The 23,089-nt window shown below is 73.8% G+C and carries 21 protein-coding genes; 1 reads left to right on the top strand and 20 read right to left on the bottom strand.

The features are described 5' to 3' along the window. Window positions 1–95: 95 nt before the first annotated feature. From AC5L34_RS23350 to pyrR, 15 genes are all read right to left on the bottom strand, one after another. Complete coding sequence (locus tag AC5L34_RS23350; RefSeq protein WP_101409241.1) at window positions 96–1,079, bottom strand: AAA family ATPase; 984 nt, start codon at window positions 1,077–1,079, stop codon at window positions 96–98. Window positions 1,080–1,323: 244 nt separating this feature from the next. Further along, window positions 1,324–3,357 carry a primosomal protein N' gene (locus AC5L34_RS23345; protein WP_494827009.1) on the bottom strand — a complete coding sequence of 678 codons (2,034 nt, stop codon included), beginning with the start codon at window positions 3,355–3,357 and terminating at the stop codon, window positions 1,324–1,326. Continuing rightward, window positions 3,354–4,547, bottom strand: a complete 1,194-nt coding sequence (metK, locus tag AC5L34_RS23340) for a methionine adenosyltransferase (RefSeq protein ID WP_089000957.1) — start codon at window positions 4,545–4,547, stop codon at window positions 3,354–3,356. Before metK ends, AC5L34_RS23345 begins: the two co-directional genes overlap by 4 nt. 88 nt (window positions 4,548–4,635) lie before the next feature. Beyond that, window positions 4,636–5,844, bottom strand: a complete 1,209-nt coding sequence (gene coaBC, locus AC5L34_RS23335; RefSeq protein ID WP_101409240.1) for a bifunctional phosphopantothenoylcysteine decarboxylase/phosphopantothenate--cysteine ligase CoaBC — start codon at window positions 5,842–5,844, stop codon at window positions 4,636–4,638. A gap of 14 nt (window positions 5,845–5,858) precedes the next feature. Continuing rightward, window positions 5,859–6,122 carry a DNA-directed RNA polymerase subunit omega gene (gene rpoZ / locus AC5L34_RS23330; protein WP_007075826.1) on the bottom strand — a complete coding sequence of 88 codons (264 nt, stop codon included), beginning with the start codon at window positions 6,120–6,122 and terminating at the stop codon, window positions 5,859–5,861. Between the two features lie 16 nt (window positions 6,123–6,138). Then, complete coding sequence (locus AC5L34_RS23325) at window positions 6,139–6,702, bottom strand: nucleoside/nucleotide kinase family protein (RefSeq protein WP_441177286.1); 564 nt, start codon at window positions 6,700–6,702, stop codon at window positions 6,139–6,141. Between the two features lie 25 nt (window positions 6,703–6,727). After that, window positions 6,728–7,045, bottom strand: coding sequence for an integration host factor, actinobacterial type (mihF, locus tag AC5L34_RS23320; protein WP_007458370.1), 318 nt, complete (start codon window positions 7,043–7,045; stop codon window positions 6,728–6,730). Window positions 7,046–7,220: 175 nt separating this feature from the next. Continuing rightward, complete coding sequence (gene pyrF, locus AC5L34_RS23315; protein WP_494826957.1) at window positions 7,221–8,060, bottom strand: orotidine-5'-phosphate decarboxylase; 840 nt, start codon at window positions 8,058–8,060, stop codon at window positions 7,221–7,223. Window positions 8,061–8,169: 109 nt separating this feature from the next. Continuing rightward, window positions 8,170–9,444: an adenosylmethionine--8-amino-7-oxononanoate transaminase gene (locus AC5L34_RS23310; protein WP_494826955.1), complete on the bottom strand. Its 1,275-nt coding sequence runs from the start codon at window positions 9,442–9,444 to the stop codon at window positions 8,170–8,172. Then, entirely contained in the window at window positions 9,441–10,460 is a 1,020-nt protein-coding gene (locus AC5L34_RS23305; protein WP_494826953.1) for a quinone-dependent dihydroorotate dehydrogenase, read from the bottom strand. The genes AC5L34_RS23310 and AC5L34_RS23305 overlap by 4 nt, the downstream gene beginning before the upstream one ends. Window positions 10,461–10,557: 97 nt before the next feature. After that, window positions 10,558–13,941: a carbamoyl-phosphate synthase large subunit gene (gene carB / locus AC5L34_RS23300; protein WP_441177282.1), complete on the bottom strand. Its 3,384-nt coding sequence runs from the start codon at window positions 13,939–13,941 to the stop codon at window positions 10,558–10,560. Continuing rightward, window positions 13,934–15,097 carry a glutamine-hydrolyzing carbamoyl-phosphate synthase small subunit gene (gene carA / locus AC5L34_RS23295; RefSeq protein ID WP_494826950.1) on the bottom strand — a complete coding sequence of 388 codons (1,164 nt, stop codon included), beginning with the start codon at window positions 15,095–15,097 and terminating at the stop codon, window positions 13,934–13,936. Before carA ends, carB begins: the two co-directional genes overlap by 8 nt. Continuing rightward, entirely contained in the window at window positions 15,094–16,371 is a 1,278-nt protein-coding gene (locus tag AC5L34_RS23290; RefSeq protein WP_494826948.1) for a dihydroorotase, read from the bottom strand. The genes carA and AC5L34_RS23290 overlap by 4 nt, the downstream gene beginning before the upstream one ends. After that, complete coding sequence (locus AC5L34_RS23285; RefSeq protein ID WP_210834604.1) at window positions 16,368–17,294, bottom strand: aspartate carbamoyltransferase catalytic subunit; 927 nt, start codon at window positions 17,292–17,294, stop codon at window positions 16,368–16,370. The genes AC5L34_RS23290 and AC5L34_RS23285 overlap by 4 nt, the downstream gene beginning before the upstream one ends. After that, window positions 17,291–17,875, bottom strand: a complete 585-nt coding sequence (gene pyrR, locus AC5L34_RS23280) for a bifunctional pyr operon transcriptional regulator/uracil phosphoribosyltransferase PyrR (protein WP_441177279.1) — start codon at window positions 17,873–17,875, stop codon at window positions 17,291–17,293. The genes AC5L34_RS23285 and pyrR overlap by 4 nt, the downstream gene beginning before the upstream one ends. A gap of 284 nt (window positions 17,876–18,159) precedes the next feature. On the opposite strand from pyrR, the gene bldD reads away from it, so the two are divergent. Further along, window positions 18,160–18,648 (top strand): transcriptional regulator BldD, encoded by a 489-nt coding sequence (gene bldD, locus AC5L34_RS23275; protein ID WP_013285505.1) that lies wholly within the window; start codon window positions 18,160–18,162, stop codon window positions 18,646–18,648. Window positions 18,649–18,780: 132 nt separating this feature from the next. On the opposite strand, the gene nusB is transcribed toward bldD, so the two are convergent. From nusB to AC5L34_RS23250, 5 genes are all read right to left on the bottom strand, one after another. Next, window positions 18,781–19,191 (bottom strand): transcription antitermination factor NusB, encoded by a 411-nt coding sequence (nusB, locus tag AC5L34_RS23270; RefSeq protein ID WP_172896683.1) that lies wholly within the window; start codon window positions 19,189–19,191, stop codon window positions 18,781–18,783. A 23-nt stretch (window positions 19,192–19,214) separates the two neighbouring features. Further along, window positions 19,215–19,772: an elongation factor P gene (efp, locus tag AC5L34_RS23265; protein ID WP_089000969.1), complete on the bottom strand. Its 558-nt coding sequence runs from the start codon at window positions 19,770–19,772 to the stop codon at window positions 19,215–19,217. 716 nt (window positions 19,773–20,488) lie between these two features. Continuing rightward, window positions 20,489–20,920: a type II 3-dehydroquinate dehydratase gene (gene aroQ, locus AC5L34_RS23260; RefSeq protein ID WP_494826942.1), complete on the bottom strand. Its 432-nt coding sequence runs from the start codon at window positions 20,918–20,920 to the stop codon at window positions 20,489–20,491. After that, entirely contained in the window at window positions 20,917–21,993 is a 1,077-nt protein-coding gene (aroB, locus tag AC5L34_RS23255; RefSeq protein WP_441177276.1) for a 3-dehydroquinate synthase, read from the bottom strand. The genes aroQ and aroB overlap by 4 nt, the downstream gene beginning before the upstream one ends. Window positions 21,994–22,099: 106 nt before the next feature. After that, entirely contained in the window at window positions 22,100–23,065 is a 966-nt protein-coding gene (locus AC5L34_RS23250; protein WP_494826940.1) for a helix-turn-helix transcriptional regulator, read from the bottom strand. Between the last annotated feature and the right edge of the window lie 24 nt (window positions 23,066–23,089).

Raw genomic sequence — 23,089 nt, 5'->3', positions numbered from 1 at the left:
GACGGCGGCATCCGGCCGCCCCACGCGGCGCGTACGGGGCACGGACGCCGGCACCCACTTCCCCACCCCGGGGCGGCGCGAGGCGGCGCGGGGGCTCAGACGCCGGTGCCCGGCTCCCCGGCCAGGACCGCGTCGCCGCCGAGCAGGGCGTGCTCGGGCAGCGGCAGCTCGATGGAGTGGGCGGCCTCCCAGTCGTGGATCAGGCCGGGGCGCGCCTGGGCGGCGAAGTAGTCCACCGCGCTCATCCCGCCGACCACCGGCTCGTCCACCTCGGCGACGAGCAGTGCCGGCACCAGGTGGAAGCCGCTCTGCAGGGCGGCGCTGAGGCGGCGGTGCCCGTCGACGACGAAGAAGTACTCGCCGGTGTAGCCGATCCGCAGCGGCTCCAGCGCCTCGTCGCCGGCGGCGGCCACCTCGCCGACGAACTCCGAGTCCCACAGGTCGCGCAGGTGGGCGACGTCCTCGGTCGGGTAGACGCGGGCCGGGTCGAGCAGCAGCAGCGGCGGCGCGTCGCGCAGCACGTGCGCGCCCAGCCGGCCCTCGTACGCGTCGATGATGTGCTCGATGACCTCGGCGGCCGAGGCGCGGGTGGTGTCGCAGACCAGGTCGTAGTTGCGCAGCCGGGCCTTGTCCACGCCGTAACGGACGATGAACCGGCCCCGCTCGCTCTCGCTGCGCTCGCGCAGCTTGGCCTTGGCCTCCTCCATCGAGGCGTAGCTCTCGGCCGGGCCGGAGGGCCGGGCGAGCACCCGGCGGGCCGCCTCGCCCGGCTCGGTGATCATGTGCACCTTGAGCGCGTCCGTGAAGAAGTGCCAGGCCAGCCGGGAGTCCATGACCAGCCGCTCGCCCGAGGCCGCGATGTCGCGCTGGAGCTGGTCGACGTAGCCGTCGACGGCCTGGTCCAGCTCCGCGTGCAGGTTGAGCTGGAGGGCGGTCATCTGCCGCTCCTGCGCCATCTGCCGGTAGAGGTCGCCGACGCTGACCCGGCGCAGGCCGAGCCGCTCGGCGATCTCCACGGAGACGGTGCTCTTGCCGCTGCCGAGGTCACCATTGAAGACGATCGACTGACGAACGGTCACGACTGGTCCACCCCTGATCACCGGCTGTTTGGCATCATCGACATCGCGCCGGACCGACGCGCTCCCGCCTTCGTCGCGCGGGCCCGCGACGGCCCCGGCTCGGCACCTGCGGCGCCGCGCCGCGACCTGGAGCCGTCGTACGCCCGGGCATGACGGGCGATGCTATCACCCGCGCCGCGACGCCCCGCCGGACACGGCGTGCGACGACGGGCCAGGTCGGGCGGTCGGGCACCGCGTCCACCGGTCAGAAGAGGGCCAGCGGATCGACCTGGAGACGGACCGGGTCGACGGCCTTGCGGGCGGCCCGCACCCCGGCCGCCGAGTGCAGCGCGTCGGCCAGCGCGGCGGCCCGGGCCCGGGGCACCCGCACCAGCATCCGTTCCCGTTCCCCGTCGGCCGGCACCGGCCCGAGCAGCTCCGCCTCCGCCGGCAGCCGGGCCTCGGCCAGCAGGTCGGCCACCGCAGCCGGCGCGCCGGTCACGCTCGCCATCCGCACCGCCGGCGGGAAACCCAGCTCCCGCCGCTCGGCCAGCTCCCGGGCGGCGAACCAGCCGGCGTCCCAGCGCAGCAGCGCCTGCACGGGGGCCAGCGCCCCGTCGGCGACCACCACGACCCGGCCGTTGCCGGCGGCGGGGCGGGCCAGCGCGGCGGCCGCCAGCCAGCGGCGCAGCGCCTCCTCCCCCGCCCGCAGGTCGGCCCTGGTGAGCAGGGCCCACGAGTCGAGCAGCAGCACCGCCCCGAAGCCGCCCTCCACGACCGGTTCGGCGCCGGGGGTGGCGATGACCAGGCCGGCGCCGCCCGGGACCGTGGCCAGCACCTCCTCCCGCCCGGAGGTGCGCACCGGCACGCCGGGGAAGGCCCGGCCCAGTTCCTCGGCCGTGCGCCGGGCGCCGGTGACGGAGGCGCGCAGCCGCCGCCCGCCGCACTCCGGGCAGGCGTACGCGGCGGCGACCCGCCCGCACCAGCGGCAGGCGGGGGTGCCCTCGGCCGACGGCAGCGCGAGCGGCCCGGCGCAGTGCGGGCACCGCGCCGGGGTGCGGCAGTCGGCGCAGGCCACCGAGGGCAGGTAGCCGCGGCGGGGCACCTGGACCAGCACCGGCAGGTCGGCCCGCAGCGCCTCCCGGGCGGTGGTCCAGGCCAGGCTGGGCAGCCGGGCGGTGGCCGCCCCTGGGTCCCGGGCCAGTTGCGGGTCGTCGCCGGTGGGTGCGATCGCCGGCATCCGGGCCCGTACGGTCGCCCGGTCGGCCACCACCTCGCGGGCCCAGCCGGTCTCCACCAGCAGCTGCGCCTCGGCGGTTCGGGTGTACCCGCCCACGATGGCGGCGGCGTCGGCGAGCTGGGCGCGGGTGAGCAGCACCTCCCGGGCGTGCGGGTACGGGGCCCGGGGCTCGGCGTGCAGGTCGTCGCCGTCGTCCCAGATCGCCACCAGCCCGAGGCGGGCGACCGGGGCGAACATCGCGGCCCTGGTGCCGACGACCACCGCCACGTCACCGCGCCGCGCGGCCAGGAAGGCCCGGTAGCGCCGGGCGGGACCGAGCGCGGCGGAGAGGCTGACGTGCCGCCCGGGGCCCAGGGCGTCGTGCAGGGCGGCGTCGAGGCGGTCCAGGTCGCGGTTGTCGGCGACGACCAGCACCGCGCCCCGGCCGCCGGCTACGGTGGCGGCGACGGCCTCGGCGTACCGGGCGGGCCAGTCCTCCCCGGGCAGCGCCGACCAGACCGCCCGGGGGGCCCGCCCGTCGGCGAGCGCCCGGAGCAGGGCCGGCCCGGCGGGATAGTCCCGCCAGCCGTCGGCACCGGACCCGTCCGGCGCGTCGGGCACGGGCCCGTCCGGCCCGGCGGAGCCTTCGCCCGCTCCGTCCTTCGCGGCGGGGCCGTCGGCGGCGGCGCGGGCGCGCACGTCCTTCTCCACCCGGGCGTGCCGGGGCGGGACGGCGAGGCGGAGCACGTCGGCGAGGCTGCCGGCGTAGCGGTCCGCGACCGTCCGGGCCAGCCGGGCGACCTCCGGCGCGAGGACCGGCTCGGGCGAGACGACCTTCTCCAGGTACGCCAGCCGGCCGGTGTGCCCCGAGTCGTCGGCCCGCTCCAGCAGCCAGCCGTCGACGAGCTGACCGGCGAAGCGGACCTTCACGCGCACGCCGGGGACGGCGTCGGCGTCCAGCTCGGCCGGCACGAGGTAGTCGAAGGGGCGGTCCAGGTGGGCCAGGGGGACGTCGACGCAGACACGAGCGACCGGCGACCCGTCCGCGGGTCGCCGGTCGCTGCGCCTGGTGCCGGTCAGGCTCCCGCGGCCGACTTGAGGTCGGCGGCCCGGTCGGTGCTCTCCCAGGTCAGTTCCGGCAGCTCACGGCCGAAGTGGCCGTAGGCGGCGGTCTGCTGGTAGATCGGGCGGAGCAGGTTGAGGTCCCGGATGATGGCGGCCGGGCGCAGGTCGAAGACCTCGGAGACGGCCTTCTCGATCGAGGCGACCGGCACGGTCTCGGTGCCGAACGTCTCGACGAAGAGGCTGACCGGGTGGGCCTTGCCGATCGCGTACGCGACCTGCACCTCGCACCGCTCGGCCAGACCGGCGGCGACCACGTTCTTGGCGACCCAGCGCGTCGCGTACGCCGCCGAGCGGTCCACCTTCGACGGGTCCTTGCCGGAGAACGCGCCGCCGCCGTGCCGGGCGTAGCCGCCGTAGGTGTCAACGATGATCTTGCGACCGGTCAGGCCGGCGTCGCCCATCGGCCCGCCGATCTCGAACCGGCCGGTCGGGTTGACCAGCAGCCGGTAGCCCTCGGTGTCGAGCCCGAGGCCCTCCAGCTCGGGGCCGATGACGTGCTCGCGCACGTCGGGGGTGAGCAGCGAGTCCAGCGAGATGTCGGCGGCGTGCTGGCTGGAGACGACCACCGTGTTGAGCCGGACGGGGCGCAGGCCCTCGTACTCGATCGTGACCTGGGTCTTGCCGTCGGGGCGCAGGTACGGGATCGTGCCGTCCTTGCGGACCTGGGACAGCCGCCGGGCCAGCCGGTGCGCGAGGGCGATCGGCAGCGGCATCAGCTCCGGCGTCTCGGAGCAGGCGAAGCCGAACATCATGCCCTGGTCGCCGGCGCCCTGCGCGTCCAGCGCGCTCTCGGACGCACCGGTACGCAGCTCGAAGGCGTTGTCGACGCCCTGCGCGATGTCCTCCGACTGGGCGCCGATGGAGACGCTGACGCCGCACGAGGCGCCGTCGAAGCCCTTCTTCGACGAGTCGTAGCCGATGTCGAGGATGGTCCGCCGGACGATGGTCGGGATGTCGGCGTACGCCTTGGTGGTCACCTCGCCCGCGATGTGCACCTGGCCGGTGGTGATCAGGGTCTCCACGGCGACGCGGCTACGCGGATCCTCGGCGAGCAGGGCATCGAGGATGCCGTCGCTGATCTGGTCAGCGATCTTGTCCGGGTGGCCTTCCGTGACCGATTCGGAAGTGAAGAGGCGGCGTGTCACGGCACTCCTAAATTGTGGAAGTCGTTCCGCGGCAGTGTAGTCATCCGCGGCAGAGCCTGGCCCCTTCGGTCACGTCCGGTTCCAGCCGTCAGGAACGGCCGGGCAACCGGGCGACCACGAGGTCCCAGACACCGTCGGCGAGGTCCTCCTTGGACCGCTCGGGCATCCGGCTGACCGAACCGTCCGCGCCGATGACCGTCGCCGCGTTGGTCTCGGCGCCGAAGACCTTGTCGGACCCGACCTCGTTGATCACGACGAGGTCCGCCCGCTTGCGGGCGAGCTTGGCCCGGCCGTTGGCCTCGGCGTCGCCGGTCTCCGCGGCGAACACCACCAGCACCTGTTCCGGGCGCCGGCGTCGGCCCAGCTCGGCCGCGATGTCCGGGTTGGTGACGAGCTCGATGGTGGGTGCGCTGCCGTCGTCCGACTTCTTGATTTTGCCAGTCGCGTAGGTCGCGGGACGGAAATCGGCCGGAGCCGCCGCCATCACCACCGCGTCGGCCTCGGCCGCCGCCGCCAGCGTCGCGTCGCGCAGCTCGCCGGTGGTGCCGACCCGGACCAGGTCGACGCCGGCGGGATCGGGCAGCGAGACGTTGGCCGAGATGAGGGTGACCCGGGCGCCCCGGGCCACCGCGCAGCGGGCGAACGCGTAGCCCTGCTTGCCCGAGGAGCGGTTGCCCAGGAAGCGGACCGGGTCGAGGGGCTCGCGGGTGCCGCCGGCGGTCACCACCACGTGCCGTCCGGCCAGGTCGGCGGGGGCCCCGACGCCCCTGGCGAGGGCCCGGCGGGCGACCGCGAAGATCTCCGCCGGGTCGGGCAGCCGGCCCTTGCCGGTGTCGGCCCCGGTGAGCCGGCCGACGGCGGGCTCGACGACGCGTACGCCCCGGGCGCGCAGGGTCGCGACGTTGGCGACGGTGGCCGGGTGCTCCCACATCTCGGTGTGCATGGCCGGGGCCAGCACGACCGGGCAGCGGGCGGTCAGCAGCGTGTTGGTGAGCAGGTCGTCGGCGAGGCCGTGGGCGGCCTTGGCCAGCAGGTCGGCGGTGGCCGGCGCGACCACCACCAGGTCGGCCTGCTGACCGAGCCGGACGTGCGGCACCTCGTGCACGTCCGACCAGACGTCGTCGGCGACGGGCTGACCGGAGAGCGCCGCCCAGGTCGGGGCGCCGACGAAGCGCAACGCCGAAGCGGTCGGCACGACCCGGACCTGGTGGCCCGACTCGGTGAAGAGTCGCAGCAGCTCACATGCCTTGTAGGCCGCGATGCCACCGCCGACCCCGAGGACGATCCGGGGGGACATCGACGCGCGGCGGGTTACGGCTGGTCGGTCGGCTCGGCGGTGAGCAGGCCCGCGTTGATCTCACGCATGGCGATGGAGAGGGGCTTCTCCTGCGGCGTGGTCTCGACCAGGGGCCCGACGTATTCCAGCAGGCCCTCGCCGAGCTGGCTGTAGTAGGCGTTGACCTGGCGCGCACGCTTGGCGGCGAAGATCACCAGCGCGTACTTCGAGGTCGTCTTCTCGAGAAGCTCGTCGATCGGCGGGTTGGTGATGCCTTCGGGGTTTGCGATGGATCCCACGAATTAACCTCTGCGTCTATCGCACCGCGCGCGGCGGTGCTGGCGGTCCACCGCGTACGGGCGGTGGCGCCGGAGCCAGGAAAGAAGAACCGGACAAGCCTACCAGCTCGTCGACGACCCGCCCGGTGAGGTCGTGCGCGAGGGTGTGTTCGAAGGCGGCCGGCGCGGCCTGCGCGGGGATGTTCCCCGGCGGGTGCAGCAGCACCAGCCGGGCGTCGGGCAGTGTCGCCCGGACCAGCAGCGCGCCGGGGAGGTCGAGGCCGATCAGCACCGGTTGCCCGGCGGCGAGCCGCGACCGCAGCGGCGCGAGGGGGGTACCGCGCCGGTGGGGCCCGGCCCGGCTCCACTCCAGCAGCTCCCCGGCGGCGACCATCCGGTCGAACTCGGCGGGGGTCAGGAAGAGCCGGTCGACGCCGTCCAGCTCGCGCTCCCGGCGCGGGCGCGTGGTGGCCGGCACCGGGACCCAGACGGATGGAGAACGCGCCCGGACGCGCTCGACGACACTCTCCGTGCCGGAGCCCGAAGGCCCCGTCAGGACAGTGAGCCGAGCCGCCGGGCGCGCCTCGTCATCCGTGCTCACTGCTTGTTTCTACACGCAGCCAGCCTCAGTTGGCGGCGAACTCCCCAAGCAGTGCCTTGCGCTGCTGCTCGCCGAGGCCACGCAGGCGACGGCTGTCGGCGATCTTGAGCTTCTCCATGATCTGGGTGGCCCGGATCTTGCCGATACCCGGCATCGCCTGCAGCACGGCGGAGACCTTGAGCTTGCCGACGACGTCGTCGGACTCGGCACGCTCGAGGACGGCTCCGAGGGTGGTCTTGCCCTGCTTGAGCTGCTCCTTCAGCTCAGCACGGGCCTTGCGGATCTCCGCGGCCTTCTCCAGCGCGGCAGCACGCTGTTCGGGGGTCAGTGACGGGAGCGGCACCAGTTCTCCTCAGGTCCCTATCGCGACGGGCGGGACGCACCGCCGCATCTGTGAAACGTGGTGTCGCTGTGAACCAAGGGGTCCGTGGTTCCCAGCGCGGGGAAAACTAGCGTTCGTCGGCGCATTCGGCAACGTGGACGCGCGATGATCTTTACAAAGGTGACCGAGCCGTCAGTCAGTCACCAGTGGCGAGGGCGGCCCGACAGTCGGTCAGCGCCCGGTCGGCGGCGGCGCGCAGCGCGTCCGGATCCGGGCCCGCGCCCAACACCTCGCGCGAGTACGAGGGCAGCACCGCGGGCAGGGCGGAGCCGAAGACGACGCGCAGATCCGCCGCGGTCCCGCCCTGCGCCCCGAGGCCCGGGGCGAGCAGTGGACCGTTCACCGCGGAGAGGTCGTGACCGGTGTCACCGATGGTCGCGCCGACCACCAACCCGAAGCTGCCGAGCGGCTGCGCACCCGCGTTGAGCTGGGAAATCTCGTCGATGACGGCCTGCGCGACGGTGCGCCCGTCGGCGGTGCGGGCGCGCTGCACGGCGGCGCCCTCGGGGTTGGAGGTGAGCGCCAGCACGAAGACCCCGCCGCCGTGCTCGGCGGCCAGTTCGAACATCGGCGCGAGCGCGCCGACACCGAGGTACGGGCTCGCGGTCACCGCGTCCACATGGACCGGGCTGGATGGATCGAGGTACGCGGAGGCGTACGCGGCGACCGTCGAGCCGATGTCACCGCGCTTGACGTCAAGCAGAACGAGCGAGCCGGCCTCGCGCAACTGTCGGATAGTTGACTCAAGAATCTCCATGCCCTTCGAGCCGAACCGCTCGAAAAAGGCCGACTGGGGCTTGACCACCGCGACCCGGTCACCGAGGGCTTCCGTGACCGTCCGGGCGAACCGGTCAAGGCCCCGTACGTCGTCGTCGAGCCCCCAGCGGGCCAGCAGCCCCGGGTGCGGGTCGATGCCGACGCAGAGCGGTCCCCGCTCGGTGACGGCCCGGTGCAGGCGGGCGCCGAAGCTCTCCATCCGGTTCTCTCCCTCTCCTCGGCGCCCCGGGGCGTCCGCCGCCGGGGCACGCTCCTGTCGCGGGCGGCGCGCGCCGCCCGCGTACGGCCGCCGGACCGTGACCGGCGGCTCAGCCGGCGCGCACCGCGGCGGCGACCCCGGCGGCGATCCGGGCCAGGTCGGCGTCGTCGGTGACGTACGGCGGCATGGTGTAGACCAGGTCGCGGAACGGCCGCAGCCAGACCCCCTGGGCGACCGCGGCGGCGGTGGCGGCGGGCAGGTCCACCTCGTGGTCGAGCTGGACGACGCCGATCGCGCCGAGCACCCGCACGTCGACCACCCCCGGCGCGCCGTGCAACGGCTCCAGGCCGGCCCGCAGGCCCGCCCCCACCTTCGCCACCCGCCCCGCCCAGTCCCCGGCCCGCAGCAGGCCGAGGGAGGCGTTGGCGACCGCACACGCCAGCGGGTTGCCCATGAACGTCGGGCCGTGCGCCAGCACGCCGTCGGCGGAGATGCCCCGGGCGACCTCCGCCGTGCAGAGCGCGGCGGCCAGCGTGAGGTAGCCGCCGGTGAGCGCCTTGCCGACGCACATCACGTCGGGCACGACCCCGGCGTGCTCGGCGGCGAACATGGTGCCCGTCCGGCCGAAGCCGGTGGCGATCTCGTCGAAGATCAGCAGCACCCCGTGCGCCCGGGTCACCTCGCGCAGCACCCGCAGGTAGTGCGGGTGGTGGAAGCGCATGCCGCCGGCGCCCTGGACCACCGGCTCCACGATCACGGCGGCCAGCTCGTGGGCGTGCCGCTCGACCGCCTCGACCAGGGCGGCCTCGTAGGCCGCATCGGGCGGGGTGTCGAAACCGCCGGGCGGCACGGGGGCGAAGACCTGCCGGGGCAGCACGTCGCCCCAGAGGTGGTGCATGCCGCCCTCGGGGTCGCAGACGCTCATCGGGTGGAACGTGTCGCCGTGGTAGCCGCCCCGCCAGGTGCCCAGCCGGCGGCGCTGCGGCCGGCCGGTGGCGCGCTGGTACTGAAGGCACATCTTGACCGCCACCTCGACGGCGACCGAGCCGGAGTCGGCCAGGAAGACGTGCTCCAGCCCTTCCGGGGCCAGCTCGACCAGGGTGGTCGCCAGGCGGACCGCGGGGGCGTGGGTGAGCCCGCCGAACATCACGTGGCTCATCCGGGCGAGCTGGTCGGTCACCGCCGCGTCGAGCACCGGGTGCCGGTAGCCGTGGATCGCCGCCCACCACGACGACATCCCGTCGACCAGCTCCCGGCCGTCGGCCAGCCGCAGCCGTACGCCCCGGGCGCCCTCGACCACGTAGGGCGCGCTGGCCGGCGGCAGGGCCGCGTACGGATGCCAGACGTGCGCCCGGTCGGCGGCCAGGATCTCCTCGGGTGTCACCCGTTCGACCCCGCGGCGCGGGCGGCGGCGCGGACCAGGGCCGGGCCGCGGTAGATAAAGCCCGTGTAGAGCTGCACCAGGGCGGCGCCGGCGTCGAACATCCGGGCCGCCGCGTCCGGGTCCACGATGCCCCCGACGCCGATCACCGGCAGCCGGCCGCCGGCCTCGCGGTGCACGAAGGCGACCACCTGGCGGGCACGGTCGGCGAGCGGGCGACCGGACAGCCCGCCGGTCTCCGCGCCGCGCGCCCGGTCCGCCGGGGCGAGACCGTCGCGGGCCAGCGTGGTGTTGGTGGCGATCACCCCGGCGGCGCCCCGGGCCAGGCAGACCTCCAGCAGCTCGGCGATCGCCGGCTCGGTGAGGTCCGGGGCGATCTTCACCAGCACCGGCTTCTCCCCCACCAGCGCCGCCAGGATGGCGTCCAGGTGCGCCCGGTCCTGCAACGAGCGCAGGCCCGGGGTGTTCGGCGAGGAGACGTTGACCGCGAAGTAGTCGCCGTGCGCGCGCAGCGCCCGGTACGAGGCGAGGTAGTCCTGCACCGCCTCGTCCAGCGGGGTCACCTTGGACTTGCCCAGCGAGATGCCCAGCGGCACCCCGAGCGGGCGGGGCAGCGCCGCCAGCCGCGCCGCCAGGGCCTGCGCGCCGGCGTTGTTGAAGCCCATCCGGTTCACCACGGCCTCGCTGTCGCGCAGCCGGAACAGCCGGGGCCGGGGGTTGCCCGGCTGCGGGTGCGCGGTGACCGTGCCGACCTCGACGAAGCCGAAGCCCAGCGCCGGCCAGGCCGGCAGGGCCGCGCCGTCCTTGTCCATCCCGGCGGCGAGCCCGACCGGATTGGGGAACTCGACGCCGAAGACGGTGCGCGGCGCCCGGACGGCGTAGCGGGCCCGCAGCACGGCCAGCGCCGCCGGCCGGCGGGACAACCCCGCCAGCCGGCGCAGCGTCCACTCGTGCGCGGCCTCGGCGTCGCCGCCCCCGATCCGGAACAGCCCCGGCCGCACGGCGCGCTCGAACATCACGACCGGCCACCCCCGTCGATCATGAAGCCGCCGCCGCGACCCGCAGTGCCGGCCGACAGCAACTTCATGATCGACGCGTACGGGCGGGGGCGGCCGGTCACTGCGCGGCCCGCAGGGCGGCGTGCAGCGCGGCGTGCAGTTCCTGGAGCGGGCGCACCTGCATGTCGCCCCGCATCCGCGCCTCGATGCCCATCACCGCCGCCGCCGCGCCCGGCACCGTGGTGATGCACGGGATGTCCGCCGTGACGGCGGCGCTGCGGATCTCGTAGCCGTCGGAGCGGGCGCTCGCCCCCGAGCCCTGCGGGGTGTTGATCACCAGCGCCACGTCGCCGCCCAGGATCAGCGACACCGCGTCCTCGCCCCCGCCGGACTCGTAGTGCTTGCGGATCTGCTCGCAGGCGATGCCGTGCCGGCGCAGCACCTCCGCCGTGCCGGTGGTCGCCACGATCTCGAAGCCGAGGTCGGCCAGGCGCATGATCGGGAAGATCATGCCGCGCTTGTCGCGGTTGGCGACCGAGACGAAGATCTTCCCGGTGGTCGGCAGCGAGCCGTACGCGGCCGACTGCGACTTGGCGAAGGCGTGCCCGAAGGCGGTGTCGATGCCCATCACCTCGCCGGTGGACTTCATCTCCGGGCCGAGCAGCGAGTCCACGCCCTTGCCGGTGGGCGTACGGAAGCGCTTGAACGGCAGCACCGCCTCCTTGACCGCGATCGGGGCGCCGGCCGGCAGCGAACCGCCGTCCCCGCTCGCCGGGAGCAGCCCCTCGGCGCGCAGCTCGGCGATGGTGGCGCCCAGCGCGATGCGGGCGGCCGCCTTCGCCAGCGGCACCGCCGTGGCCTTGGAGACGAAGGGCACCGTGCGGGACGCGCGCGGGTTCGCCTCCAGCACGTAGAGCATGTCGTCCTTCAGCGCGTACTGCACGTTGAGCAGGCCGCGCACCCCGACGCCCCGGGCGATGGCCTCCGTGTAGCGGCGCACCTGGGCCACGTGCGAGCCCGCCAGGGTGATCGGCGGCAGCGAGCAGGACGAGTCGCCGGAGTGGATGCCGGCCTCCTCGATGTGCTCCATCACCCCGCCGAGGTAGACCTCGCCGTCGGCGTCGCAGAGCGCGTCCACGTCGATCTCGATGGCGTCGTCGAGGAAGCGGTCGACCAGCACCGGGTGGTCCGGGGAGATCTCGGTGGCCCGCCCGATGTAGTCGCGCAGCGTGGCGTCGTCGTAGACGATCTCCATGCCCCGCCCGCCCAGCACGTACGACGGACGCACCAGCACCGGGTAGCCGATCTCGTCGGCGATGGCCTTCGCCTCGTCGTACGAGGTCGCCATGCCGTGCGCCGGGGCGCGTAGCCCGGCCCGGGCCAGCACCGCGCCGAACGCGCCCCGCTCCTCGGCCAGGTGGATCGACTCCGGGGAGGTGCCGACGACCGGCACGCCCGCGTCCTTCAGCCGCTGCGCCAGGCCCAGCGGCGTCTGCCCGCCGAGCTGCACGATCACCCCGACCACGCCCGGCCCGCCGGCCGCCCGGCCGGAGGAGTCCTCGGCGTGCCAGACCTCCAGCACGTCCTCGAAGGTGAGCGGCTCGAAGTAGAGCCGGTCGGCGGTGTCGTAGTCGGTGGAGACGGTCTCCGGGTTGCAGTTGACCATCACCGTCTCGTAGCCGGCCCCGCCCGCCCCACCGAGCGGCGCGCTGCGCAGCGCCTGTACCGCGTGCACGCAGGAGTAGTCGAACTCGATGCCCTGGCCGATCCGGTTCGGCCCCGAGCCCAGGATGATCACCTTCGGCCGGGCCGACGGGACGACCTCCGTCTCCTGGTCGTACGTCGAGTAGTGGTAGGGCGTGGTCGCCTCGAACTCGGCGGCGCAGGTGTCCACCGTCTTGTAGACCGGGCGGACGTCGAGGCGGTGCCGCAGCGTCCGTACGCCGTCCTCGGCGGCCAGCTCCGGGCGCAGCGCGGCCAGCTGCCGGTCCGACACCCCGGCCCGCTTGGCCCGGCGCAGCAGCTCGGCGTCGAGCACCGGGGCGTCCACGATCTCGGCGCGCAGCTCGACGAGGGCGGCGATCTGGTCCAGGAACCAGGGGTCGATCCCGCCCGACGCGGCGGTCACCTCGGCGATCGAGGCGCCGAGACGCAGCGCCCGCTCGACGGTGTAGAGCCGTCCGTCGTGCGGCATCCGCAGCGCGTCGAGGGTGTTCTCCTTCGTCGCGCCGGCCGGGTCGGGCAGCGTCCAGAACCCGCCCGCCTTCGTCTCCAGCGAGCGCATCGCCTTGTTCAGCGCCTCGCTGAAGTTGCGGCCCAGGCTCATCGCCTCGCCGACGGACTTCATCGTGGTGGTCAGCTCCGGGTCGGCACCCGGGAACTTCTCGAACGCGAACCGGGGGATCTTCACCACCACGTAGTCCAGGGTCGGCTCGAACGCCGCCGGGGTCTTCAGGGTGATGTCGTTGGGGATCTCGTCGAGGGTGTAGCCGATGGCCAGCTTCGCGGCGATCTTCGCGATCGGGAAGCCGGTGGCCTTCGAGGCCAGCGCCGACGACCGCGACACCCGGGGGTTCATCTCGATCACCACGATCCGGCCGTCGGCCGGGTTGACGGCGAACTGGATGTTGCAGCCGCCGGTGTCCACCCCGACCTCGCGCAGCACCGCGATGCCCAGGTCGCGCAGCCGCTGGTATTCCCGGTCGGTCAGCGTCATGGCCGGGGCGACGGTGACGCTGTCGCCGGTGTGCACGCCCATCGGGTCGACGTTCTCGATCGAGCAGACCACCACGACGTTGTCGTGCCGGTCGCGCATGAGTTCGAGCTCGTACTCCTTCCAGCCGAGCACGCTCTCCTCGATGAGCACCTCGTGCACGGGGCTGGCGGCCAGCCCGTCGCCGGCGATGCGGGCCAGGTCCTCCGGGGTGTGCGCCATGCCGGAGCCGAGGCCGCCCATGGTGAACGACGGCCGGATCACCACCGGCAGGCCCAGCTCGGCGACCGTCGACTCGACCTCCGCCATCGAGTGGCAGACCCGGGAGCGGGGCACCAGGCCCGCCGGGTCGTCGATGCCCAGGCGTACGCCGGCCTTGGCGACGATGTCCTTGAACAGCTGCCGGTCCTCGCCGCGGTTGATCGCCTCGATGTTGGCGCCGATCAGCTCCACGCCGTACTTCTCCAGCACGCCCGCCTCGTGCAGGGCGACGGCGGTGTTCAGCGCGGTCTGCCCGCCGAGGGTGGGCAGGATCGCGTCGGGGCGCTCCTTGGCGATCACCAGCTCGACGAACTCCGGGGTGATCGGCTCGACGTACGTGGCGTCGGCGAACTCGGGGTCCGTCATGATCGTCGCCGGGTTCGAGTTGACCAGGCTGACCCGGATCCCCTCGCTGCGCAGCACCCGGCAGGCCTGGGTGCCGGAGTAGTCGAACTCGCAGGCCTGCCCGATCACGATCGGCCCGGAGCCGATGACCAGGATGTGCTTCAGATCGGTCCGCTTAGGCATGTGTGCGCCCCTCGCTGTGGGTCCGGCCCTCGATGAGCTCGGCGAAGCGGTCGAAGAGGTAGTCCGCGTCGTGCGGACCGGCCGCCGCCTCCGGGTGGTACTGGACGGTGAAGGCGGGCACGTCCTTCGCCCGCAGCCCCTCGACCACGTTGTCATTGAGGCAGACGTGACTGACCTGGACGCCGCCGAACTCGGTCTCGATCACCGCATCGGGTACGACCGCGCCGTGGCGCGCGCCGGGGACCTCGACCGCGAAGCCGTGGTTGTGGCTGGTCACCTCGACCTTGCCGGTGACCCGGTCGAGCACCGGCTGGTTGATCCCCCGGTGGCCGTAGCCGAGCTTGTAGGTGCCGAAGCCCAGCGCCCGGCCGAGGATCTGGCTGCCGAAGCAGATGCCGAACAGCGGCACCTCGCGGCGCAGCACCTCCCGCGCCAGGGCCACCGGCCCGTCGGCGGTGGCCGGGTCGCCCGGCCCGGGCGAGAGGAAGACCGCGTCCGCGCCGGTGGCGAGCAGGTCGTCGATGGTGGAGCCGGCCGGGAGCACGTGGGTGGTGACCCCGCGGGTGGCGAGCCGGCGCGGGACGTTGCGCTTGATGCCCAGATCCAGCGCGGCGACCGTGAAGCGGTGCTCGCCCTCGGCCGCCACCACGTACGGCTGCGCCGTGGTGACCTCGGCCGACAGGTCCGCGCCGACCATCTCGGGGGCCTGCCGTACCCGGGCCAGCAACGCCCGGGGGTCGGTCTCGACGCTGGAGATGCCGACCCGCATCGCGCCGCGCTCACGCAGGTGCCGGGTCAGCGCCCGGGTGTCCACGCCGCTGACGCCGACGACGCCCTCGGCGGACAGCCGCTCCTCCAGCCCGCCGGTGGCCCGCCAGTTCGAGCCGACGCGGGCCGGGTCGCGGACCACGTAGCCGGCGACCCAGATCCGGCCCGACTCGTCGTCCTCGTCGTTGACGCCGGTGTTGCCGATGTGCGGGGCGGTCTGCACCACCACCTGACGGTGGTAGGACGGGTCGGTCAGCGTCTCCTGGTAGCCGGTCATGCCGGTGTTGAAGACCGCCTCGCCGAAGGTCTCCCCGACGCTGCCGTACGCCTCACCGTGGAACGTGCGCCCGTCCTCCAGCACGAGGATCGCGGGCCTCCGCTTCGTCATAGAACAGCCTTTCCGTCCAGGACCGTCGGCTCGCCGCGCAGGAAGGTCGCCACGATGCGACCCGGCAGCGTCATGCGGGCGTACGGGGTGTTGCGACTACGGCTAACCAGCTCCGCCGGCTCGATGGTGCGGCGGGCGGCCGGGTCGACCAGGGTGAGGTTCGCCGGCACGCCGGGCGCCGGGTCGAGGCCGTGCTCCGCCAGCCCGGCGATGCGGGCCGGGGCGCGCGACATCCGCTCGGCGATCAGGTCCCACTGCGGGCCGAGCACGTCGAGGGCGATCGACAGCGCCGTCTCCAGGCCGAGCATGCCCGGCCGGGCGTACGCCCACTCGCACTCCTTGTCCTCCACGGCGTGCGGGGCGTGGTCGGTGGCGACGACGTCGATCACGCCGTCGACCAGGGCCGCCCGCAGCGCGGCGATGTCGGTCGCGGTGCGCAGCGGCGGGTTGACCTTGTAGACCGGGTCGTAGGTCCCGGCACGCTCGTCGGTCAGCAGCAGGTGGTGCGGGGTGACCTCCGCGGTGACCCGGATGCCCCGCGCCTTGGCCTGGCGCAGCACCTCGACGCTGCCGGCGGTGGAGACGTGGCACACGTGCAGGCGGCTGCCGACGTGCTCGGCGAGCAGCACGTCCCGGGCGATGATCGCCTCCTCGGCGACCGCCGGCCAGCCGGTCAGGCCGAGGCGGGTCGAGACCTCGCCCTCGTGCATCTGCGCGCCCTCGGTGAGCCGGGGCTCCTCGGCGTGCTGGGCGATGATCCCGTCGAACGCCTTCACGTACTCCAGCGCCCGGCGCATCAGCCTCGGGTCGGCCACGCAGTGCCCGTCGTCGGAGAAGATCCGCACCCGGGCCGCCGAGTCCGCCATGGCGCCCAGCTCGGCGAGGTGCTCACCGGCCAGGCCGACGGTGACCGCGCCGATCGGCTGCACGTCCACCAGCCCGGCCTCCCGGCCGAGCCGCCAGACCTGCTCGACCACGCCGGCGGTGTCGGCCACCGGCGAGGTGTTGGCCATCGCGCACACCGCCGTGTAGCCGCCGAGCGCCGCCGCCCGGGAGCCCGACTCGACGGTCTCGGCGTCCTCCCGGCCGGGCTCGCGCAGGTGGGTGTGCAGGTCGACGAGGCCGGGCAGGGCGACCAGCCCGGTGCCGTCGACGACGGTCGCCTCCGGGGCGGTCAGCCCGGCGCCGACGGCCGCGACGACGCCGTCGCGGATCAGCACGTCGGTCGGCGCGGCGCCGACGACGCTGACGTTGGAGATCAGGTACGAGCTCACCGGTTGTTCCCCCCGAGCAGCAGGTAGAGGACGGCCATCCGCACGGAGACCCCGTTGGCGACCTGTTCGACGATGGTGGAGCGGGGCGAGTCGGCCACCTCGGGCGTGATCTCCATCCCCCGGTTCATCGGGCCGGGGTGCATGACGATCGCGTGCTCGGGCAGCCGGCGCATCCGCGGGCCGTCCAGGCCGTAGCGGCGGGCGTACTCGCGGGCGGACGGGAAGTAGGAGTCGTTCATCCGCTCGCGCTGCACCCGGAGCATCATCACCACGTCCGACTGCGGCAGCACCGCGTCGAGGTCGTAGGAGACGTCGGTGCCGGGCGCGAGGGCCTGCGCGATGTGCACGGGGATCAGCGTCGGCGGCCCGACCAGGGTCACCTTCGCGCCGAGCGTGGACAGCAGTAGGACGTTGGAGCGGGCCACCCGGCTGTGCAGGACGTCCCCGACCACCGCGACCGACAGGCCGGCCAGCCGCCCCAGCCGGGAGCGCATCGTGTACGCGTCGAGCAGCGCCTGGGTGGGGTGCTCGTGGGTGCCGTCGCCGGCGTTGACCACCGAGCCGTCGACCCAGTCGGCCAGCCGGTGCGGGGCGCCCGAGGCGGGGTGCCGGACGACCACCGCGTCGGCCCCCATCGCCTGAAGCGTCAGCGCGGTGTCCTTCAGGCTCTCGCCCTTGGTCACGCTGGACCCCTTGGCCGAAAAGTTGATCACGTCGGCGCTGAGCCGCTTCGCCGCCGCCTCGAACGAGATCCGGGTCCGGGTGGAGTCCTCGTAGAAGAGGTTGACCACGGTGCGTCCGCGCAGCGCGGGGAGCTTCTTGACCTCCCGGCCGGCGACGGTGGCCATCTCGGCGGCCGTGTCCAGGATCTCGGTGGCGGTGGCGGCGTCCAGGTCGGCGCCGGAGAGCAGGTGCCGGATCACTGGAGGGTCCCCCCGTACAACTTGACCTCGTCGGTGCCGTCGGTCTCCGCGAGGGTGACCTTCACGCTCTCCGCGAGGGACGTCGGGATGTTCTTGCCGACGTAGTCGGCGCGGATGGGCAGCTCGCGGTGGCCGCGGTCGACCAGGACCGCGAGCTGGACGGACGCCGGACGCCCGACGTCGTTGAGCGCGTCGAGCGCGGCCCGCACCGTGCGGCCGGAGAAGAGCACGTCGTCGACGAGGACAACCCGTTTGCCGTCGATGCCGCCGGGCGGCACCTGGGTCGGCCCGACCGCGCGGGTGGCGTGCCGGCGCAGGTCGTCGCGGTAGAGGGTGATGTCGAGCACGCCGACCGGGACGGTGACGTCCTCGAAGGTGCTGATCCGGGCGGCGAGCCGCTTCGCGAGCGGGGCGCCCCGGGTGGGGATGCCCAGCAGCACCGTGTTCTCGGCGCCCTGGGTCTTCTCCAGGATCTGGTGGGCGATGCGGTCGACCACGCGCTGCACGTCGGCGCTGGCGAGGATCACCTTCACCGAGGGTTGTCGCGGCGGCGGCGACTGGGCAGCCGGTGGGTAGGCCACGGCGGACCTCCTTCCCCGCCTCACGGGACGGGTCGTTAAAGGACGTCGGATGCCGGTACCGGGACGCGAGCGGCCCGGACCGGGGCTTCCCGCCACGTTACCAGTGGTCACCGCACTGAGCGCCGCCGGCCACTGACCCCCTGGTCAGCCCGGCGAAATGGGGACAACTCCCCCGGTCATCCCAACGGTAAGGTCACGACCACTTGACCAGTTGTGCCAATCCCCGTACCGTCACGCTCCGTAGCGATCGCTGGGAGAACCCCGAGCAGCACTGGGAGTGTTTAATGCCCTCTGAATACGCCAAGTCTCTGGGCGCCCGCCTGCGCTCCATCCGCCAGCAGCAGGGCCTCTCCCTGCAGGGTGTGGAGGAGAAGTCGAACGGGCGGTGGAAGGCGGTGGTGGTCGGCTCCTACGAGCGCGGCGACCGCGCCGTCACGGTGTCGCGCCTGGCGGAGCTGGCCGACTTCTACCGCGTCCCCGTCTCGGAGCTGCTGCCCGACGGCAGCGGGGTTCGCCACGAGCCCACCAGCAAGATCGTCCTCGACCTGGAGCGGCTCTACGACGAGGCCTCCGAGGACCTGGCCTACGTCGCCCGGTACGCGCGGGCCATCCAGCAGCAGCGCGGCGACTACAACGGCCGCGTGCTCTCCATCCGCGCCGACGACCTGCGCGCGCTCGCGATCGTCTACGACGCCTCGCCGTCCGGCCTGATCGAGCGGCTCACCGAGCACGGTGTGCTGGTGGCCGATCCGCGGGCGTTCTTCGCCAGCTGACCGCGACCACGCGAAAGGGCCCGTGCCGTCCGGCACGGGCCCTTTCTGTCGTACGTGTCGCGTTCCCCACCCGCACCCGCGCCGCCGTCACCCACAGGGTGTGACGCACATCGGCGTGTGACGTGCGCCGCGTCAGCGCGTGGCGTACTCGGCGATACGGCCGAGGATGCCGTTGAGGAAGCGCGGCGAGTCGTCGGTCGACATCTGCCGGGCCAGCTCGACGGCCTCACTGATGGCCACCGCGTCGTCGATCTCGTCGACGTAGAGCAACTCGTAGACCGCGATCCGGGCGAGGTTGCGGTCGACCGCCGGCATCCTGTCCAGCGTCCACCCCTCGGCGTAGCTCGCGATCACCTCGTCGATCCGGTCGAGGTGGGCGGCGACGCCCTCGACCAGGCTCACCGCGTATCCCAGGTGCTCGGGTCGGGGCTTCTCGATCCGCTCGATGTAGCCGGCGAGCACCTCGACCGGCGGGCGGTCCCGCAGGTCGGCCTCGAAGAGCACGTCCAGCGCCCGCTTGCGCGCCTTGCGGCGCGCCGGCATCTGCTGCTTGGGACCCTCGGCCATCAGGCGCGGCCGAGGTAACGGCCGTCGCGGGTGTCGACCTTGATCTTCTCGCCGGTGGTGACGAAGAGCGGCACCTGCACGGTCGCGCCGGTCTCGACGGTGGCCGGCTTGTTGCCGCCGGTCGACCGGTCGCCCTGGAGGCCCGGCTCGGTGTAGGTGACCTCCAGCACGACGCTGGTGGGCAGCTCGATGTAGAGCGGGACACCCTCGTGGGTGGCCACGGTCGCCTCGGCCTCGGGCAGCAGGTAGTTCGCCGCGTCGCCGACCGTGGCGTTCGGCACGGTGATCTGGTCGAACGTCTCCAGATCCATGAAGACGTAGTCCTCGCCGTCGGCGTAGAGGTACTGCATGGTGCGCTTGTCCACGGTCGCGGTCTCGACCTTGGTGCCCGCGTTGAAGGTCTTGTCGACCACCTTGCCGGACAGCACGTTCTTCAGCGTGGTACGCACGAACGCACCACCCTTACCGGGCTTGACGTGCTGGAACTCGACGACGGCCCAAAGCTCTCCGTCGAGGTTGAGTACCAGGCCGTTCTTCAGGTCGTTGGTGGTGGCCATTTCCTGCCTTGATCATCAATTGGCGGACAGACCTGGCAAGTCTACTAGTTGCGCCGAACGCCGCTGCCCGGCGCTGCCCGCGCCCCGCCCGCGCTCCCCCGCCGGACGCGGCGCCCCCACCGGACGCCGCACGCCGCCATCCTCCCGCGAGGCGTCCCGGCGCTGGTCCCGGCGCTCCCCGGTGCGGCCGGCAACGCGGTTCCCGCAGCGACAGCGCACCGGAACGTCACCCTCCGCAGCCGGATGCACCCGTGAGGGATGACCACCCCCGCCCCTTTGCTCTGCAGCCACCGACGCACCACTGACGGTCGGTAACATTCCGAGCTGGCGACGATTTCCCTGACGACGGGAAAACCGCAGGTCAATCCGATGGTGCGAATCCGTATGCAGAGCAAAGCGCCTGAGCGCGGGACGGGTGAGGCGTCCGGACGATTACAGCGGGTAGCGCAGAATGGTGTGACTCAGTGTTACTGGCAGCCGCGCCGCACAGTCGCCCCGGCGGCAGACGGGCCGAGGCGAAGGCGGCTGCGCCTACCGCCGCCGTCCGACGACCGCCGCCTCATGGGGGTCGCCGCCCTGGGTCGCCGATGCGGGCCGGTGCCCCGGGTCGCCGTTGCACAGTCGCCGCAGTTCGCGAATCGCCGCTCCCGCAGGACCCGCGGCTCGTGCCCAGCACTCACCTCCGCACGGGGTGGACGGGGCGGCGGGGGCGGGCGTCAAGCGTTGCGGGCGGCCAGGTGGTGCAGGGCCAGGCGGTAGCCGTCGACCCCGAGTCCGCAGATCACCCCGGTGGCCACGGCCGACACCACCGAGTGGTGCCGGAACTCCTCGCGGGAGTGGATGTTGGAGATGTGCACCTCGACCAGCGGCCCGCGCAGCATGGCGCAGGCGTCCCGGACCGCATACGAGTAGTGCGACCAGGCGGCGGGGTTGAGCACCACGGCGGCGCCCTCGTCGGCGGCGGCGTGCAGCCAGCCCAGCAGCTCGTGCTCGGCGTCGGTCTGCCGGACCGTCACGTCCAGGCCGAGTTCCCGCCCGGTCGACTCGCAGAGCGTCACCAGATCCGCGTAGCTGGTCGCCCCGTAGACGTCCGGCTGCCGGCTGCCGAGCCGGCCGAGGTTGGGGCCGTTCAGCACGTAGACCTTCACGCGGCCACCTGCCGGTAGGCCGCCTCCAGCAGCTCGTCGTCCGGCCCCTCCAGGATCGCGGGCCGGGCCAGCCCCTCCAGCACCACGAAGCGCAGCTGGCTGCCCCGGGTCTTCTTGTCCACCCGCATCGTGGCCAGCAGTTCCGGCCAGGCCCCCGCCGGATAGCCGGTGGGCAGGCCGAGCGCCGCCACGACCCGCCGGTGCCGCTCGGCGGTGGGAGCGTCCAGCCGGCCGGCCAGCCGGGCCAGCTCACCGGCGTAGACGAGGCCGACCGACACCGCGTGGCCGTGCCGCCAGCGGTAGCCCTCCGCCTTCTCGATGGCGTGGGCCAGGGTGTGGCCGTAGTTGAGCACCTCCCGTACGCCCGACTCGCGCAGGTCGCCCGAGACCACGTCGGACTTCACCCGGATCGCCCGTTCGATCAGCTCACGGGTCACCGGGCCCGCCGGGTCGGTGGCCGCCGTCCGGTCCCGTTCCACCAGGTCGAGGATCACCGGGTCGGCGATGAAGCCGCACTTGACCACCTCGGCCAGGCCCGCGGTCAGGTCGGCCGGTGGGAGGCTGTCCAGCGTCGCCAGGTCGGCGAGCACGCCGACCGGCGGGTGGAACGCTCCCACCAGGTTCTTGCCGGCCGCGGTGTTGATCCCGGTCTTGCCGCCCACCGCCGCGTCGACCATGCCCAGCAGCGACGTCGCCACCGGCACCCAGCGCACCCCCCGCAGCCAGCAGGCCGCGACGAAGCCGGCCAGGTCGGTCACCGCGCCGCCGCCGACGCCCACCACCGCGTCGGTACGGGTGAACCCGGCCTCTCCCAGCCGGTCCCAGCACGTCGCCGCGACGTCGATGCGCTTGCCCGCCTCGGCGTCCGGCACCTCGATCAGCAGCGGCGTGACGCCGGCCGCGTGCAGCCGCCCGCCGATCGCGTCGGCCAGTTCCTTCAGCGGGTGCGCGTGCAGCACCGCCACCCGCGTCGCGTCCGGCAGCAGCCCGGGCAGCGCCTCGAGCAGGTCGCGTCCCACCAGCACGTCGTACGGGCGCTCGCCGCCGACCGGGATCCGGGTCACCTCGTCCATCGCCGGCAGCCTAGTCCAGCCGCCCGATCGCCGGCGGGAACTGTCCACTTCGTGGCCACCCGATCGCGTGCCGGGCAGGGCCGCGCGGGCCGCCCCTCGGGCGGGATCACCCGGGCGCACGGGCCGCCCAAGCGGCCAGCCTCCGGGCGTGCGCGGCGACCTCGGCGCGCAGGGCCTCGGGGCGTACGACGGTGAACGGCCAGCCCAGCCCCGCGAGCAGCTGGGCCATCCCGGCCAGGCTCTCCGCGCGGGCGCGCAGCAGCACGCCGCCGTCGGTCGCGCTCAGTTCGGCCACGCTGGGCGGTAGACGGCGTCGGGCAGCGGCCAGGTCGGCCTCCAGCAGCACCTCGACGTCGTGGGCGTACGGGACGCGGGCCAGCGATCGGGTCACCTGGGCGACCGGGTCGAAGCCGTCGGGGACGGCGAAGGTCTGCTCCCCCGGCAGCACCTCCCCGATCCGGTCCAGCCGGAACGTGCGCACCTCTCCGCGCAGGTGGTCGTGGCCCGTGACGTACCAGCGGCCGGAGTGGAAGACCAGCCCGTACGGGTCGAGATCCCGGCGGGTGACCGCGCCGGAGGAGGAACGGTGCTCCAGCCGTACCCGGCGCCGGTGCCGGGCGGCGGCGCCGAGGGTGAGCAGCGTCCCGGTCGCCGGCCGGGCCTGCGGCGCCGATCGCCGCAGGGTGAAGCCGAGGTGCTCCTGCACCGCCGCGAGGCGGTCACCCAGCGTGGGCGGGAGCACCCTGCGGATCTTGGCCAGCGCGGTCGCGGTCGCCGGCTCCTCGGTGCCCAGCCCGAGCCGCTCGGCGGCGACCAGGCCGAGCAGCACGGCGACGGCCTCGTCGTCGGTGAGCATCAGCGGCGGCAGTTTGTAGCCGGGACTCAGCCGGTAGCCGCCGTGGCGGCCCCGCTCGGCGGCGACCGGGATGCCCAGCTCGGCCAGGGTCGCGGCGTAACGGCGCACCGTGCGCCCGTCCACCCCCAGCCGGCGGGCCAGCTCCGCCCCGGTGAGCCGGTGGTGGCTCTGGAGCAGCTCGAGCATGCCGAGCACCCGGGCGGCGGGATGCGACACGGACCACTCCTTCAAAGCGGGCGG

It is taken from the genome of Micromonospora sp. ZG13, from assembly GCF_059359355.1.
Note: the sequence above shows the minus strand (reverse complement) of the source record. Positions and strands in the feature narration are given on the sequence as shown.

Bases quoted from the DNA above. Each gene is read 5' to 3' on its own strand.
- bldD (WP_013285505.1), top strand. From the start codon at position 18,160: ATGCCCTCTGAATACGCCAAGTCTCTGGGCGCCCGCCTGCGCTCCATC.
- carB (WP_441177282.1), bottom strand. From the start codon at position 13,941: ATGCCTAAGCGGACCGATCTGAAGCACATCCTGGTCATCGGCTCCGGG.
- pyrF (WP_494826957.1), bottom strand. From the start codon at position 8,060: ATGGAGAGCTTCGGCGCCCGCCTGCACCGGGCCGTCACCGAGCGGGGA.
- carA (WP_494826950.1), bottom strand. From the start codon at position 15,097: ATGACGAAGCGGAGGCCCGCGATCCTCGTGCTGGAGGACGGGCGCACG.
- coaBC (WP_101409240.1), bottom strand. From the start codon at position 5,844: ATGTCCCCCCGGATCGTCCTCGGGGTCGGCGGTGGCATCGCGGCCTAC.
- efp (WP_089000969.1), bottom strand. From the start codon at position 19,772: ATGGCCACCACCAACGACCTGAAGAACGGCCTGGTACTCAACCTCGAC.
- nusB (WP_172896683.1), bottom strand. From the start codon at position 19,191: ATGCCGGCGCGCCGCAAGGCGCGCAAGCGGGCGCTGGACGTGCTCTTC.
- aroB (WP_441177276.1), bottom strand. From the start codon at position 21,993: ATGGACGAGGTGACCCGGATCCCGGTCGGCGGCGAGCGCCCGTACGAC.